11 protein-coding genes are annotated in these 14,308 nt (G+C 59.7%); 7 read left to right on the forward strand and 4 right to left on the reverse strand.

Annotation, left to right across the window (positions count from 1 at the left end):
- Position 1: 1 nt before the first annotated feature.
- Positions 2-1,933: a methyl-accepting chemotaxis protein gene (locus QMG56_RS14395; RefSeq protein ID WP_281822995.1), complete on the reverse strand. Its 1,932-nt coding sequence runs from the start codon at positions 1,931-1,933 to the stop codon at positions 2-4.
- 315 nt (positions 1,934-2,248) lie between these two features.
- Here QMG56_RS14395 and QMG56_RS14400 point away from each other — a divergent pair, with 315 nt between their 5' ends.
- The 5 genes from QMG56_RS14400 (at position 2,249) to QMG56_RS14420 (ending at position 8,043) form a co-directional block, all read left to right on the forward strand.
- On the forward strand, positions 2,249-3,253 hold the full coding sequence (locus tag QMG56_RS14400) for a phospholipase D-like domain-containing protein (RefSeq protein ID WP_281822996.1): 1,005 nt from the start codon (positions 2,249-2,251) through the stop codon (positions 3,251-3,253).
- A gap of 332 nt (positions 3,254-3,585) precedes the next feature.
- Positions 3,586-4,857 (forward strand): hypothetical protein, encoded by a 1,272-nt coding sequence (locus tag QMG56_RS14405; protein WP_281822997.1) that lies wholly within the window; start codon positions 3,586-3,588, stop codon positions 4,855-4,857.
- Positions 4,858-5,616: 759 nt separating this feature from the next.
- The gene (locus QMG56_RS14410; protein WP_281822998.1) at positions 5,617-6,267 is read left to right on the forward strand and encodes an SOS response-associated peptidase family protein; all 651 of its coding nucleotides are present in this window, start codon (positions 5,617-5,619) and stop codon (positions 6,265-6,267) included.
- A 97-nt stretch (positions 6,268-6,364) separates the two neighbouring features.
- Positions 6,365-6,778, forward strand: coding sequence for a LexA family transcriptional regulator (locus QMG56_RS14415; protein WP_281822999.1), 414 nt, complete (start codon positions 6,365-6,367; stop codon positions 6,776-6,778).
- Entirely contained in the window at positions 6,775-8,043 is a 1,269-nt protein-coding gene (locus QMG56_RS14420; RefSeq protein ID WP_281823000.1) for a Y-family DNA polymerase, read from the forward strand. Before QMG56_RS14415 ends, QMG56_RS14420 begins: the two co-directional genes overlap by 4 nt.
- A 2-nt stretch (positions 8,044-8,045) precedes the next feature.
- On the opposite strand, the gene QMG56_RS14425 is transcribed toward QMG56_RS14420, so the two are convergent.
- The 3 genes from QMG56_RS14425 to QMG56_RS14435 form a co-directional block, all read right to left on the reverse strand.
- Positions 8,046-8,288, reverse strand: coding sequence for a hypothetical protein (locus tag QMG56_RS14425; protein ID WP_281823001.1), 243 nt, complete (start codon positions 8,286-8,288; stop codon positions 8,046-8,048).
- Positions 8,289-8,520: 232 nt separating this feature from the next.
- On the reverse strand, positions 8,521-9,714 hold the full coding sequence (locus QMG56_RS14430; RefSeq protein ID WP_281823002.1) for a restriction endonuclease: 1,194 nt from the start codon (positions 9,712-9,714) through the stop codon (positions 8,521-8,523).
- On the reverse strand, positions 9,711-10,631 hold the full coding sequence (locus QMG56_RS14435; RefSeq protein ID WP_281823003.1) for a hypothetical protein: 921 nt from the start codon (positions 10,629-10,631) through the stop codon (positions 9,711-9,713). Before QMG56_RS14435 ends, QMG56_RS14430 begins: the two co-directional genes overlap by 4 nt.
- Positions 10,632-11,060: 429 nt before the next feature.
- Between QMG56_RS14435 and QMG56_RS14440 the strand changes: the two genes are divergently transcribed.
- Both QMG56_RS14440 and QMG56_RS14445 read left to right on the forward strand, forming a co-directional pair.
- Positions 11,061-12,092 (forward strand): hypothetical protein, encoded by a 1,032-nt coding sequence (locus QMG56_RS14440; RefSeq protein ID WP_281823004.1) that lies wholly within the window; start codon positions 11,061-11,063, stop codon positions 12,090-12,092.
- A gap of 77 nt (positions 12,093-12,169) precedes the next feature.
- A complete protein-coding gene (locus QMG56_RS14445) occupies positions 12,170-13,336 on the forward strand; it encodes a hypothetical protein (RefSeq protein WP_281823005.1) in 1,167 nt (388 codons plus the stop codon).
- Positions 13,337-14,308 lie beyond the last annotated feature (972 nt).

The following is a 14,308-nucleotide window of genomic DNA, read 5'->3' on the forward strand; positions in this document are numbered from 1 at the left end:
ATCAGACCGCCGTCGTCACCAGTGCGCCAGCGAGCGATGCGATTTCCTCGATCGCGGCCGCAAGCATCTCGGCGCCCTGCGATTGCTGGCGGGCGGCGCTCGACGCCTCGCGTGCCGCATCGGCCGCCAGTTCGGCAGCGGTCGCGATCTGCTCGGTGCCGCTCTTCACTTCGCGCACGGAACGCAGGATGGCGTCGACGTCCTGCGCCATGCCAAGGCTTTCGGACTGGGACTGGTCAAGGTCGGCCGCGATCTGGTTGAACCGGTCGATCATGGCGCGGGCGCGTACGACCTCTCCCTCGGCAGCACCCACGATCTGGTCGAGATCGCGGCGCACCGTCACCATCTGGTCCTGAATCGCGCGCACCGTATCCTTGGCGCGCTCCGCATTGAGCGCGGATTCGCGCGACAACTTGCGAATGTCGGCCGCGACCATGGAGAAACCAGAACCAGCCTCACCGGCCCGCGTCGCTTCCACCGATCCACTAACGGCCAGCATGTTCGTCTGCACCGCGATCAGGGCGAGCGCATCAGTGATCTTCTCAATCCGGCGTCCGGTGTCGCTCAGCTTAGCCAGCAGACCCAGCACCTCCCGCGTCTCACCGACCGATCCGTCGACTCCGGCGGCCAGCGTTTCCACCGTCTGGCGGCTGACCGTCACCTTTGCGACAAGAGTGGTTAACCGTTCTGCGGAAGTCGCCGCGCGGGCCTGCGCCAGGGCGGCAGCGGTCCCGATCTGGCCCATGGCGCTGTTCGCCTCGATCGTCGCGGCGGCCTGGATTTCCGCGCCACGCCCAATCTGCTCGATAGCGACGAGGATCTGACCCGAAGCGCCGGACAGTTCCTGGACAGTCGCGGACAATTCTTCGGCCGCCGCCGCGACTTCCTGCGCGGCCGAGGTCGTGTCCCCCGTCCCGCGCAGGTGCTGCGTCAGGAGTCCAAGTGACTCCGATGTCTGCTGACTCTGGTCGAGCGAAATGCTCTGCTGCTCGATTGCCTGCTGCGCTTCGGCTGCGGCCGCCGATTGTTCTTCGGCGGCGCTCGCTACCTGTTCGGCCCCACGCTCGGCTTCGCGTGCGGCAATGTCCATTTCCGTGGCAGCCGACAATATGTCCTGCGCGCCAGCCGCGACCACCGCGAGTTCGGCACGCGCCTCGTCCATCTGTCCGACGACCCCACGCCCGGCTTTCGCCTCGACATCGGCCGTCGCGGCGGCGCTGCGCACCCGCTCGGCGATCAGGCGGACTTCGGCGGCGATGGCCTCGGCGAGCGTTTGGATATCACCCGCGCTCGCTTCGGACCCTTCCGCCAGCGCCCGTACCTCGTCGGCGACGACGGCAAAACCCGTACCGCTGTCTCCCGCGCGCGCCGCCTCGATCGTCGCATTGAGCGCCAGCAGGCTGGTCTGGTCGGATATGTCAGCCACAGTCTGGCCGATGTCACCGATACTGGCTGCGGCCGCTTCGAGCGATCCGATCGTATCGACCGTGCTTAACTGACGTCGCGCGTTGAGCTCGATCGCGGCGACCGACATCTCGATCTGCGCACTGGCTTCGCCGAAAGCGGTCTGCACGGCCTCTGCGAGTCGCAGGGACGCCCCCGCTCGTTCGCGCGCGGATTCGAACGCCTTGCCGAGCGCACCGACCGAGCCCAGCGATTCCTGCGCCGCGCCTGCCGCTTCCTCAGCGCCGCTCGCAATGCGTGTCATCGACTGCTGCAATTCCGTCGAGGCCGAGGAGGCTTCGGCAAGCCCGCTTGCCAGTTCCTCGGCTGCCTGATCGATTCGTTCGACGACTGTGACCTTGCGCTCGGCGGAGGGTCGACGCGCGGCCGTGCGTTTCGCCGGACTCGCCGCTATCTCAAGCGCCGCGCCTTCTTCGCTGAGGCCAGCCTTCGCGCGCGTACCAAGTGCCGACTTTTTTACCAGTGCCATCAACTACGTCCCGCGTCAGGTGTTTGCGAAGGTCATAGGGCAGACCCTAGCCCCATACCAGTGAACTTGGCTGGAACAATTTCAAGGGTGGAGGAAAGCGCGATCTCTGCTCCGCCTATAATCGGCGTTACGGCGGCCAGAGCGTAACATCGACCCATGTAAGACGCTCAGCGCCCGAATTTCCATTCCCAGCAGCCGACATTCCGCTTTTCCGGCAGCTAAATTACGCCGGCTGGCGCATATCACCTATTGTTTTTACGGAGTTGAGGCGTTGGCTGCAGTTGTTGTCCAGAAGGTTTGCGTTGGGAGGACAAGATGTCTCGAGATTTTATTAGACTACTTCGAGAGCACGAGCTTGCGCCCGCATTTCGCAAGGCGCTGAAACGTGCCAAGTCTGCGGTGATTGCAGTGCCCTTCTGGGGGAAAGGGGCGGTCAAGCTCCTCGGTCTGGATGCCGGGCATAGTGTCCGCGTGATCTGCAATCTCGACCATCCGGGGTGCAACCCCTTCGTGATTGAGGAGCTACGCAAGCACAAGGTGAAGGTGCGAACCCATCGCCGCCTCCACGCGAAACTCTACGCGACCGATGCCGTGGCGATCGTCGGCTCGTCCAATGCGTCAACTAATGGCCTGACGGTCGAGGGAAAGGAGGCACAGGGTTGGGTCGAGCTTAACGTTACAAGCGGCGAGGCAGATTTTGTCGACGGCGTCCTCGCCGAATTCGAAACCCTATGGTGCAGCGATGAGACCGTTCCGGTTCGTTCCGTCGACATCAAGCGAGCTAAAGCCCAGCACGCGAAGCTACCGCCGTTCGCGGCACTGTTCGCGGATGACCTCGGTCTGTTCGAAGTAGTGCGCAAAATGCCAACAGCATTCGCGGATGTCTACCTCGCGGTCTATGACGATGACCTGAGCAAGAATGCCAGGGGTGCCCTAGGCGTGTTCCAGAAAAATGCGAACAGATTGCCCGATAGTGGGTTCGATGCAGCATCGATTAAGAATGCCTGGGGCTATCAGTTTAGGAGCATGCCGGAACCAGCTTGGCTGATCGATGTCTCATGTAAGGGCGAGGCGCACAAATATGTCGGTACTGCGCGTTCGCTCGGGATTAGGATCGCAGTCGTCGACGAAGACGGTTTTCCCGAGAACGATCTCGTCCCGGCGCTACGCGGCCCGATAGTCATTGCTGGAAAGTCGTTCCGTCCCGACAAAGAGGAACGGGCTTTATTGGAGCGGCATGGCAAGGCGTTGCTTAAGATATCGGGGGGCGCGCCGCTGCCGATCGCGAAGGCGGTCGCCTTCATTGACAAACGGTCGTGATCCGACGCCACCGGTCATTCCCGACCTAAAGGGCGATGAGCAGAAATATGCCAGATTCCGCCGATCCGACCCACTCGGGTCATTCAGCAGCCGCTTTTGCGCTCCCAGATTCGGTCCGGCAGCTATTCCGACGTCTGTCGACGAACTTGCACGGCTTCGATGGACCTAGGGGAATGTTGGCTCACGCCGCTTACTCCGGTTGGAGATTTCCGGTAATAATGCTCGGTGGACCGTCGGCTCGGTATCTGTGTATCCAATAAGCCGCGCCCCGGCGATCCAGTATTTTCAAACGCATTGTGGCCGACCACGTACATCTGCACTAATGCCGCCGCATGAGCGAAAAATCTACCCAATCAGACCAGCACGCGTCCGTAGTGCTCGACAACGCTATCCTGTTCAGCGCTGCCAACTACCTCGTGCGCCACGATGGCGGAAACACCGTCCGGAACGTGAACCTGTTTGGGCTTTCTGGCCTAGTAGATGCGCTGGTCATGCACCAACGCATTACAGTTGACCGGGCAGGCTGGGAGTACTTCGCTGACGCAGTCCCGGCCACCTGGCTTCCCTCAATTCAGCCTATGCTCAACATCGTTGACTTCGCGCTTCCTCCGCAGGAGACGGTTGTCGACGCAGTTATGCAGTCCTCGAACAGCATTCTCCTAAGTTACGCGCTCACCGTGATCGACCAGTCGACCGAGACTGAGGGAGGTCGCGACCTGAATACCACTTATTTTTCATACACGGGCAGCGATCTCGGCAGGAATCGAAACGAACAAGAATTAGTGAGCCTGCTGCAGGATAGGCTGGAACTGGCAATACCTCCCATGCATCTACATCTGCGGAGCTACGATCACGTTAGCGCGCTTCAGTCTCTCGTTCGGGCCGTCCAATATCAGTGCTACGCAACCGAGCTCGGCCAAGCCTACCTCCCACATGACTTCCGCGGACGCATCATTAATGTCATGTCGCGGGACCGGGTCGAACCGGCGTTCCGCAGTATGTGGGAGCGTCTGATGGCGCGTGTGACGACCAACATCGAGAAGGCCTACAACGAGAAGCTTGAGTGGTCGCACTTCTCGGACGATGGATCGTTTGCGCTGTGGGAAAAATTCCAGATGCCGACATTTCTGACAATGGCCCTAGAGAAGACGAAGGAGGTTGGGGACCTGTTCCACCATGTTCTCGATCTCCGGAACAAGGCCATGCCATTACGCCACCTGATTGAGCAATATAGCGATGTCGACAGCGTTGAAAAGGCTGCTGCGATCGCCTTGGACGTACGGCGTGTCTCGCATGAGTTGGACAGCGTCGCACCCGCTAAGCCCACCTCCGTATTCTCCGTCGCAATTGGGTTCCCACCATCGGTCAGCCTACGTATGAACCTTCCTTCATCTTCTGCCAAGCGCTCGGTCGCGTTCGTGCGCGACATCTATGACAATCACGCCGTCCCGCTCTGCCTAGCCAGAGACATGGGTCGAGTGTTCGGCTCGGTCACTCAACCGCTCACGCTCGACCCGTTGCTTGAAGTTGCACCGGGCGAAAATGTAATCGATTCGTTCTTTGCCAATACGTACTCCAAAAGCACGGGAGAGAAGCTCGTTTAGCCAACTTGAGTGAGATCGTAGCATGAACGACCCATTGTCGCCTTTCCCGTTCGCTTTTCCATTCCCCGGAAGCGGACATAAAACAGCGTGCAGTCGCCGCCTTCTCAACGTCCGAAAAGTCGGACATTCCTGACAGGCGGCCAACAGGACGCGATCTCGCTAAGCCGACATGAACTATCTTACAACTTCCACGTCGGTTGGAGACAAATTGCCTACCCCCGTCGATGCGCTGTCGGAGATAGTCGATCAACGTTCGCGACTTCTGTAAGAGATGTTAGCAGGGGGAGACATGGCGGTAATCTGGAAAGCAGGTGCAGCGAAACGGATGCGCAAGTCGCATTCTGCTTCGTTCGTCTGTGGATTGGTGCCGAAGAGAGACCCCGTCTGATTTCATTCATAACGCTGTATTATAACGAGAAATGTCCAGCGCTCGCGTCCTGATAGGCGTAGACTGGGACCCCAGCAACATCCATCGTTCCGGAGCGTTTTCAGATAGTTGCCCGTCTCTAAGGCCGGGATCAGCTTCAACGCCGATTTACAGCAACGCTGTCACGGCGGCCCGATTTGCATTGGTTATGTGCTCGAAGGCCTGGGTCGGATTGGCCAGCACGTGAGCTCTAGCGCCTAGGACGGGGGCGCATTGACATCGACCCGCCATCACTATCACCGCAGCGATCTGCCGAGGCGATCGATAGGTCCGGACTAAGCCGTAATAGGCAGCACATTGACTCTGGTGCCGCAGAACGCCAGCCTTGCTAAATGTGTAACAGGGCAGAGCGTGGCGTGACCGACAAGGTGCTGAACCTGTTCGGCGCGCGTCTCGGATCGCGGTTCAACGAAGGACCTTTGCAAGTTCACCCAAAGGAGCCTGGCAGCGTCATTCGCCTGATTGAGGGTGAGCCTGTGCTGGAACAGATGACATGGGGTTTTCCGGTTTCGCTCAAAGGTAAATCCGGACAGACGCTTAAACCCAAGCCCGTCAATAATGCCCGCTTCGACAAGCTGAGCTCATTCTGGAAACGCTGGGCAGTGGCGCCGGAGCAACGCTGTCTTATCCCGACCGCGCGCTATGCAGAGGCTGTAGGCGTGAAAGGCAAGATGACGGAGACGTGGCTTTCGGTGACGGATCAGCCGATCTTTGCGTGGGCAGGTTTGTGGATGGACAGTCCTGAATGGGGAACATGCTACACCGGCGTCATGACTGACAACGCGCCTGAGCTGATCGACATACACGATCGTTCGCCCGTCATCATCGATCCCGAATACTGGAATACTTGGCTGACCGCGCCGTTCGATGATTTGTTTCAGTTCGATCGACCCTATCCTGCTGACCGAATGACGATCGACCACACGGAAAAGCCTTGGTTCAGGAAAGCCGGAACGATGGAATCGTCTCCTACGCTCCTCTGATCCGCGAGGATATGTGGAACATATAGCGAACATTTTGCATGACGGGTGCAGACTTCGAGCGTAGGTCTGAGGCAGTTCCTGATTCGAAGTACCACTGATGCTAGAAATGATTTCTCTCGAAACGCTTACGCCCGATCTGCCGATGCTGCTCGTCAGTGCACCGGCTGGGTTTCCGTCGCCTGCGCAGGACGACATGGAAGAGCCGATCAATCTTGGCGACTGGCTGATTGAAAATCCCGCCGCCAGCTACATCATGCGTGTCGATGGTCATTCGATGGCTGGGGCGGGAATAACCGACGGCGATCTGATCGTTGTAAGCCGGGCGAAGAAGCCCATTCCCGGTCACATTGTTGTGGCACTGGTGCATGGCGACCGCACGCTGAAGCGGTTGCGACGACGCGACGGACGTTTCTGGCTGGTGCCCGAATCAGAAGGCTATCACGAGATTATCGTCGATGAACATGTTGAGATTTGGGGCGTGGTGGTCGGGCTCGCGCGTCGATATGTATGAGCGGACCTGTCGCGCTTATCGACTGCAACAACTATTATGTGTCCTGCGAACGGGCGTTTGACGCTAGCTTAACAGGCGTCCCTGTAATCGTCCTGTCCAACAACGACGGTTGCGCCATTGCTCGCTCTGCCGAAGCGAAGGCGCTCGGTATTACGATGGGCCAACCGGTTCATCTGATGCAGGATATGATCAAGCGTCATGGTATCCGTGTGCTGTCTTCCAACTACGCGCTCTATGGGGATATGCAACGCCGCGTCGTGGCAGCCATCGAACCTTTCGCGAGGGACTTCGAGATTTACTCAATCGATGAGACGTTTGTTGACCTTGCGGGTTTCGAGCAGCGCGATCTGGTGGCGCACGCGAGAGCGATGAGTGATCAGGTGCGCCGCTGGACCACCATCCCGACCTGTGTTGGGATTGGGCCGACCAAGACGCTGGCCAAACTTGCTAACGCCGCCGCAAAGAAGAACCCAATCTTCAACAGCATTGCCGACATGCGCGACGAAGACATCCGGCGCTGGGTGCTCGACCGGTTCGCGGTTGGCGATGTCTGGGGGGTAGGACGAGCTACAGCCCTAAAACTGGAAGCGCTGGGCATCGTATCGGCTGGCCAACTTCGCGATATGCCGCTCAAGCAAGCCAGAGGCGTGGGCAGCGTCGTTCTGGAGCGATTGGTTGCTGAGTTGCGGGGGGTGCCAGCCGGTGTGGTCGAAACGGTCGAGCCGCAGCGCAAGGGCATGGCGGCAACACGTTCATTCGGGACGCCGGTATTCGACATTGAGACGCTGATGGGAGCTGTCGCGCAATATGCGATGCGCGCTGGCGAAAAGCTGCGTCAGCATGGACTTGTGGCAGGGCGCATCACTGTGTTCTTCCACACAAACAAGCATAAGCTCGATCGGCCGCAATATTCAGCGACGCGGACGCTCAGCGCTCAGCCGATGACGAACGACGGCCTAGCCCTGTTGGCCTACGCGCGACGCGGCGTCGAAAGCGCGTGGCGCGAAGGGTATGGAATCACGAAGGCAGGCATAATGCTGGAAGACCTAATGGACGCCGACTTGCGCCCGCGCACATTGTTCGAAGCAGAAGATGATCGCCATGCGCGGCTGATGGCCGCTATGGATGAAGTCAATTCGCGATTCGGTAAATTCGCCGCCATTCCCGCTACGCAGGGGTTCAAGCGCCAGTGGTCGGCTCGTTCGGAGATGCGTTCACCCAATTACACGACGCGCGTCGGCGAAGTGCCCACGGTCAGGGCCTGATTCTATCGCACCAATTCCGATCGGCTACGCGACGTATCAATATCATTGAGGCCGAGGCGCCGCCGTTCAGCTTGCTCCAAACGGTCGTCAACTTCGCATCCCACTGCGTTCCAGAGCTTCGCAACGTGCATGTCATGGTTGCGCACCGCATCGAGAATATGGTCAGCGACAATCTGTCGTGCCCGCCTGCCATGGATGCTGACAAGGTCGATAGCGGCGTGAATCGGGTTTTCAATATTGAACATCGGCACGGTCTATCGCGGGCAGCCTGAACACAACACATCCCGCCAGCGGCAACTAGCGGAAGTTTTGAACCGTTCATGGCAAGCGACAGATGTGTCTACACAACACACTCAGGACCAGATTTTCGATCCCTAGGTGCTGTCGGCCTGCTTTTTCGGCGGCAGTCGACCAACTCACGCCGTTCCGGTGCGCTATGATGAAGGTCGGCTCGCGCCGGAACCAGTCATTCGCTGGCTAATCGCAAAAATCGAAGAGCGCGGGTGCGCCATTCCATGCCGAATATAGGTTCCGGCCGTCCCAGTAGATTACCTTGCCGTTGCGGACGGACCGCTTCGCGCGGAAGACGGTATCCGCTGTCAGACGATCGAGGCACGCGGGGCCGATCTCGGGCACCTCGCTGCCCCTCTGCCCGTAACCATCGTCCGAGATGGTCCGCGCAGGGATGGCCATCAACAGCGCTGCGTGCTTCGTCTCCTTAAGGACGATCGCGAACTGGTTCATGATGACAGAGTAGCCTGTGCTTGCGTGGACGATACGGGGATCCTTTGAAGTGAGGCCTTGAAGCAGCGAAGAGACCGCTTCGGGCGTGACCAGCTTCGACTTGTCGCGGATAATCCCGTCGCTGGCGTCCTGGCACCAGTCACTGACATCGGCAGAGGTCGTAAGCGTCATGGGGATGCGGGTCCGGCCGGCGAACTTCCGTGCCGAGGGAAGGTAGTCGGAGGTGGTGACGAACATGCTCTTCTGGGCCGCTTCGACGTCAGCGACGCCATGGAGCGCCGCGACTGCCGATAGGTCGATCTTGTTCCTAGGGGCGTAGCGCTTGGCCTGGACCAGCGTCAGTATGTCGCCCAGTGGATCCCGCTGGAGCACGCGGACATCTATGCCTCCGTCGTTCGAACCTGGGCCTAGCTCGCAGGTGAACCCTTGAGCCTGGAAGATCCGGAATAGTAGCGTCTCGAATTCGCGCCAGGTGAGGCGGTGGAGATCCTCCGGGCGTTTCGCGAAGTACGAATACAGCTCTTCGTAAACGTCTGCGAAGTCCTGCTGGACCAGTCCGCACACCCACTGCCAGTTCTCGCGGTCGAGGAACGGCTGGAATAACGCGCTGTTGTCCTCTGGATATATATGGGCGCTGGCACTGTCGTTGCGCTCATACCAGAAGCCCTGTCGCTCGAGAAGATCGAAGAACTCAATGTCGAGACCCTGGAAGTCGCCATCGAGCGCGCGTCCGAAGTCGCCGTCGAAGTGCAGGATCGTGACGACGGGGGTCTCCCCAGGCTCTCCGTCGACCCGTTCGGCATAGGACTGGAAGCCGCAGTCGAACCACAGTTCATGACGGGTTGCCCACTCCTGTATCGAACGCTGCAGGTCAGTGACTACCACGTCGAGCTCGGCATCGGACGGTGTGCGTTGCCCCGCCATCATATGGTTGGCAGCGCGGCAAGTACCAAAAGTTCGTTGAGCTGGAGGAGGCAGTCCATGCGTCCCTGCTCGAGTTCACGCCGAAGAACCGGATCCTGCACCGTAAGGAAACTTCCTGACCGACTAAGTCGGCCATCCTTTAAGCCCAGGACCAGCGCTGTGCGAACCTGGGTCAGGCGTTCGTCGATGCCCTGCATTCGCGCCTGCCAATCCTTGTCCTCGAGATAGCGCCAACCGCCCACGGCCTTGCGAATGACATGCCGCGACCGTCGATCGACGAGTTGTCCTGTCTTCAAGGCTGCCCTCGTATCAGCAAGCGCTTCGAGCATATCATCGACCTGCTCGACGTTGAGAGGGTCGGTGAATGCCGGCCGATCAAAGGCGGTCGCGATTGTTTCGAGAATGAGGCGATCCTGGTCAAGTGGGCTGCGCAGGCGGATGATCTGATCGTAATAGCCCGCCTGAAGATCCGAATAGCTGTTGAGGAAGGCGACATAGTCGTCCCAGAACCAGAGCTTTACCTCGAACAGCTTTTGCTTGGCATGCTGACGGTCGATCCTACGCGCGGTCTCTTGGATGCGGGCATCCCGCTTTGCCGTCGTCGCGAGAATCCAGACGTCGAGCTGTGGCTGGAAGGTCTTGGCCTTCGTGATCTCTTCGATCAGAATTTTGCGGGTGATCGCGCCGCCCGGCAGCGGCAAGTTGTTCTCGTCGAGGTTGTCCATTCGTTTGCACTGGACACCGAGCGCACCAGCGCGCGAGCGGCCCGCATGAACATCGACGCCGTCCTGCGATTGGCCGGGTCGGCCTATCTTGTCGGCGTGTGACGTTCCATAAACGATCTCGACGACCGCCTGAGTCAAATCCTCGAACTGCTGCCAGTAGAGCGGCGGTTGAAAGAACTGCGTGATCTGCCCCATGGAGCCCTTTCCTTGAAGCTGGCGAATGTGCCGGTGGCTTCGACCGCTACTATTGCGGCAATCTTCCATCAACGTCATCCCGTAAGCGCAACGATGGCGCGACGGTGCCCTGCGGCCCTCTACTAGGAAACGGAAGCTTTCTGGATAAGCTGACATTCAACGGTTAGCTCGCGAACGGTGATGTTGTCCCGCGAGCCATCGGCATCACTCGACCAACTCACGTCGTTTCCGTGCGGTGCAAGAGCGTCTGCTTACGCCGACACCGGCCACTCCAAGCTCATTGAACCCTTCATTCAATGCCGCTGACATTCTCGACGTTTCGGGGCCATCAAGAGGGTATCAGGGCCCGCCATTGGTTCAGGTTCGTAGCGGTCCTATGGGAAGACTGGGGCTGGGACTTTTACGTCGTCTCGACTATTGCCGTTGATCATGAACGCCAGCGCCACCAGCACAAAATCTAAGGTCACTCTCCTGGAAACGGTATATCCGCCTATTTCCAATCAGGAGGCCATCTGGCTTCAGAATGACACGGAGGTGGAGGCGCTCCTCAGACAGAGCGATTTCTACATGATCGGCGGTCGAGCCGAGGCGAAGTATCTGAACCTGGTCATCGACCCCGCCACCTATATTGCAACCTTTGACTTCGCCGTCGGGGATAGCTTCCGCGACCCCGTCGAAATCCACATCCGCAACCTGCCCACCGTCCAGGAGTCGGAAGCGGAATCCTTCTGGGTCGAGGGCGGCGAAAAGCTCATACGGGTGTGGGACGGGCCAATCGGCGAACCCGGCTCAAACGTGCTGGAATGGTTCACAACGGAGAAGCTGATCTGGGATCGGTCGCGCGGACGCGCCGGCATCGAGCGTTTCGACCGGCACAGTGAGGCCGCCACCTACGATTTGCTCTATGTCGGCATCGCCAAGGTTGGAGACAGCTTCGACCGCCTCATCAGCAACGGCCACAAGGCCCGCATGGAGATTCTCGGCAACGAGCCTCAACGCTATCCTGGCGCGCGGGTGACAGACGAAATCTATCTGTTCCTGTTCAACGTCCAGCCGTTGATCATGACGACCTTCGAGCCGGAGCATAAGTTCGAGAACGAGGATTTCAGCGGCGCCTATGACCAAAAGCGTATCGTCGCTGACGCCGAAAAGGCCTTCGTCAGCCTCTTGAAGCCCGAATATAACGTGGTGAAGTTTGCGAGCTACCCGAAGGGCGCGGACGGCCTCTACGGCTCAGACTTCGTTCGCTACGGTTACGTGATCTGCGAGTCCATTTCCTTCGACACAGCGCATGGGCGGATCAGGGGAAGCCGGGATGCGGGCACCGGCTTCATCACCAATGATGCCGACAGCATCTTCGTCGAAGGAAACATGGTGAAGCTGTTCGTCTCCGGCGTCGACTTCCCAGCCGATCAGCCGCCGGGCGCGACGAACGCGGCTCCTCAAGACAACCAGAAGTAAGACAATTAGGGGTGCGTATGAGCAATCGCGGTTCAGAATGGCATCGTTGGGAGCCGCACATTCATGCGCCCGGCACCTTGTTCAACAACCAGTTCAAAGGCCCGAACACCTGGGGCAACTACCTCACCAGCCTAGAACAAGCGACACCCGTCATCCGGGCCATCGCGGTGACCGACTATTATTGCACCGATACCTATCAGAACGTTTTGCGGGAGAAGATGGAAAACGGCCGCCTCCCAGAGGTCGCGCTCGTCTTCCCCAATGTGGAGCTTCGGCTCGATGTCGCCACGGTGAAGGAACGATGGACCAACATCCACCTTCTCGTCTGTCCGGACGATCCGAAGCATGTCTCGGAGGTGGAGCGTTTTCTGAGCCGACTGAGATTTGAAGCCTTCCGCGACAACTTCGCCTGCACGCGAGAGGATCTCGCAAAGCTAGGGCGGAAGTCCAAGCCGGAGTTGACCGATGAGCGCGCCGCGTTCCGCCATGGCGCCTCTCAGTTTAAGGTCAGCTTTGGAAAATTGCGCGAGGAGTACGGCAGGAGCGATTGGGCAAAAGAGAACATCCTGATCGCTGTGGCTGGCGCCGAAACCGACGGCACGTCGGGCATTCGCGACGCCAATGACGCCACTCTGCGGCAAGAGATCGAGAAGTTCGCGCACGTCATCTTTGCCAGCAGCCCAGCGCAGCGGGATTTCTGGCTTGGCCGGAAAAGCGGCGTCGGAGAGGACGTGCTTCGCGAACGTTATGACGGTTGCAAACCCTGCCTGCACGGCAGCGATGCGCATGACTTAGCGACCGTCGCCAAGCCCAATGGCGATCGCTACTCATGGATCAAAGGCGCGCTCGAATTCGATGCTCTACGTCAAGCTTATATCGATCCCGCCGGTCGGGCGTATGTCGGGCCTCACCCCCCGTTTCGGGCGACGCCCGCCCGCGTCATCGCGGAGGTAGAATTGACCGGCGCGGAATGGGCGCAGACGCCGAAGCTCGCGCTCAATCCCGGTTTGGTTGCCATCATTGGCGCGCGGGGCTCCGGAAAGACCGCGCTTGCGGATGCGATCGCCGCGGCATGCGACGCCACGGACGGCCGCTTGAGCAATGCGTCCTTCATTGTGCGAGCCCGCGAGCATCTCGACGGCGTACGGGCGGCAGGCACCCTCGAGCGCGTCATAGCGATCCTCTTCCTGCGCTGCCGCCGCGACCTCAAGGTCAGCGAACAGCGTGCGTCCATCTGCAATTAGGTCGGTGACGGGACGTACGCCGGAAGTCCGGCCGGGCCGCTCCATGGATATGATGAACTTACGGTTGGATGCTTCCCCGAGTTGATCGTTGCGGCCGAACTCGAGTTGTTGACGGGCCCTGTCCTTAGAGAGAAGACCCGGACCACCAGGTCGGACGTAAAGCCAACCGCCGTTTGCGAGTGCCTGCCAACCCAGCGAGATCAGATCGCGCAGAACAAGGACGGCTGCCTCAATCCGCAGTCCGTTGGAGGTGTGCCGCTCCGTTCGCGCGAGCATGTCCGTTAGCCCAGAGAGCGCGTCCTCGGGAGGACGAGAAGCGATCCGCACCAGTTCAGCGTAGACGAGACCTTTGTCATCCAACGTAGGGGAGAACAGCCGCCAATTCCCCGTACGGACGTCTTCCGCCACCGCCTCCGCGCGCCTCCTTGCTTCTACCCCAAAACCCACTTTACCCACCAATAGCGTTACGCCGATGCAGCGTGATCAGCGCCACGCCGCCACTTCCGAACTCTTCAGACCATGAGGGTGGTTACCTCCAATCGGCAACCTAAATCGCCACAGATTGATGATGCGCTGAAGCCGAGCGCTTTCTGAGGCCATATGTAGGCGCGCGCAATCGAGTAGAGGCTGTGCCACGTGGCACACCAGCGGACGCGCGTGCGCAGCGTTGGATTGCTGGCGCCGCAGCCCTCCCCCAGAGGCCCGCGGGCGCGAGGGAACACCAAGGGCGGCTGCCCTTTCGTTCCCGAACGACAATCATGCTCCCCGTGTAATCCGCCAACCGCGGCACCCGACACCTTGTGGGTGTCGGCCGCGCTAGGCGGCTCGCCCGCGCCAGGGGCAAGATTCTCGCCCTCCCTCCCCATCCCGTTCCTCGCCGGAAAGGCAGAGCCGGTTGCTGTTGCGACCGGCTTCAGCCTCAAAGGAAAGGAAGAAATCATGGGACGGATCACCGACAACCGGGCTGACATC

The organism is Sphingobium sp. BS19 (genome assembly GCF_027925545.1).
Lineage (GTDB): Bacteria > Pseudomonadota > Alphaproteobacteria > Sphingomonadales > Sphingomonadaceae > Sphingobium.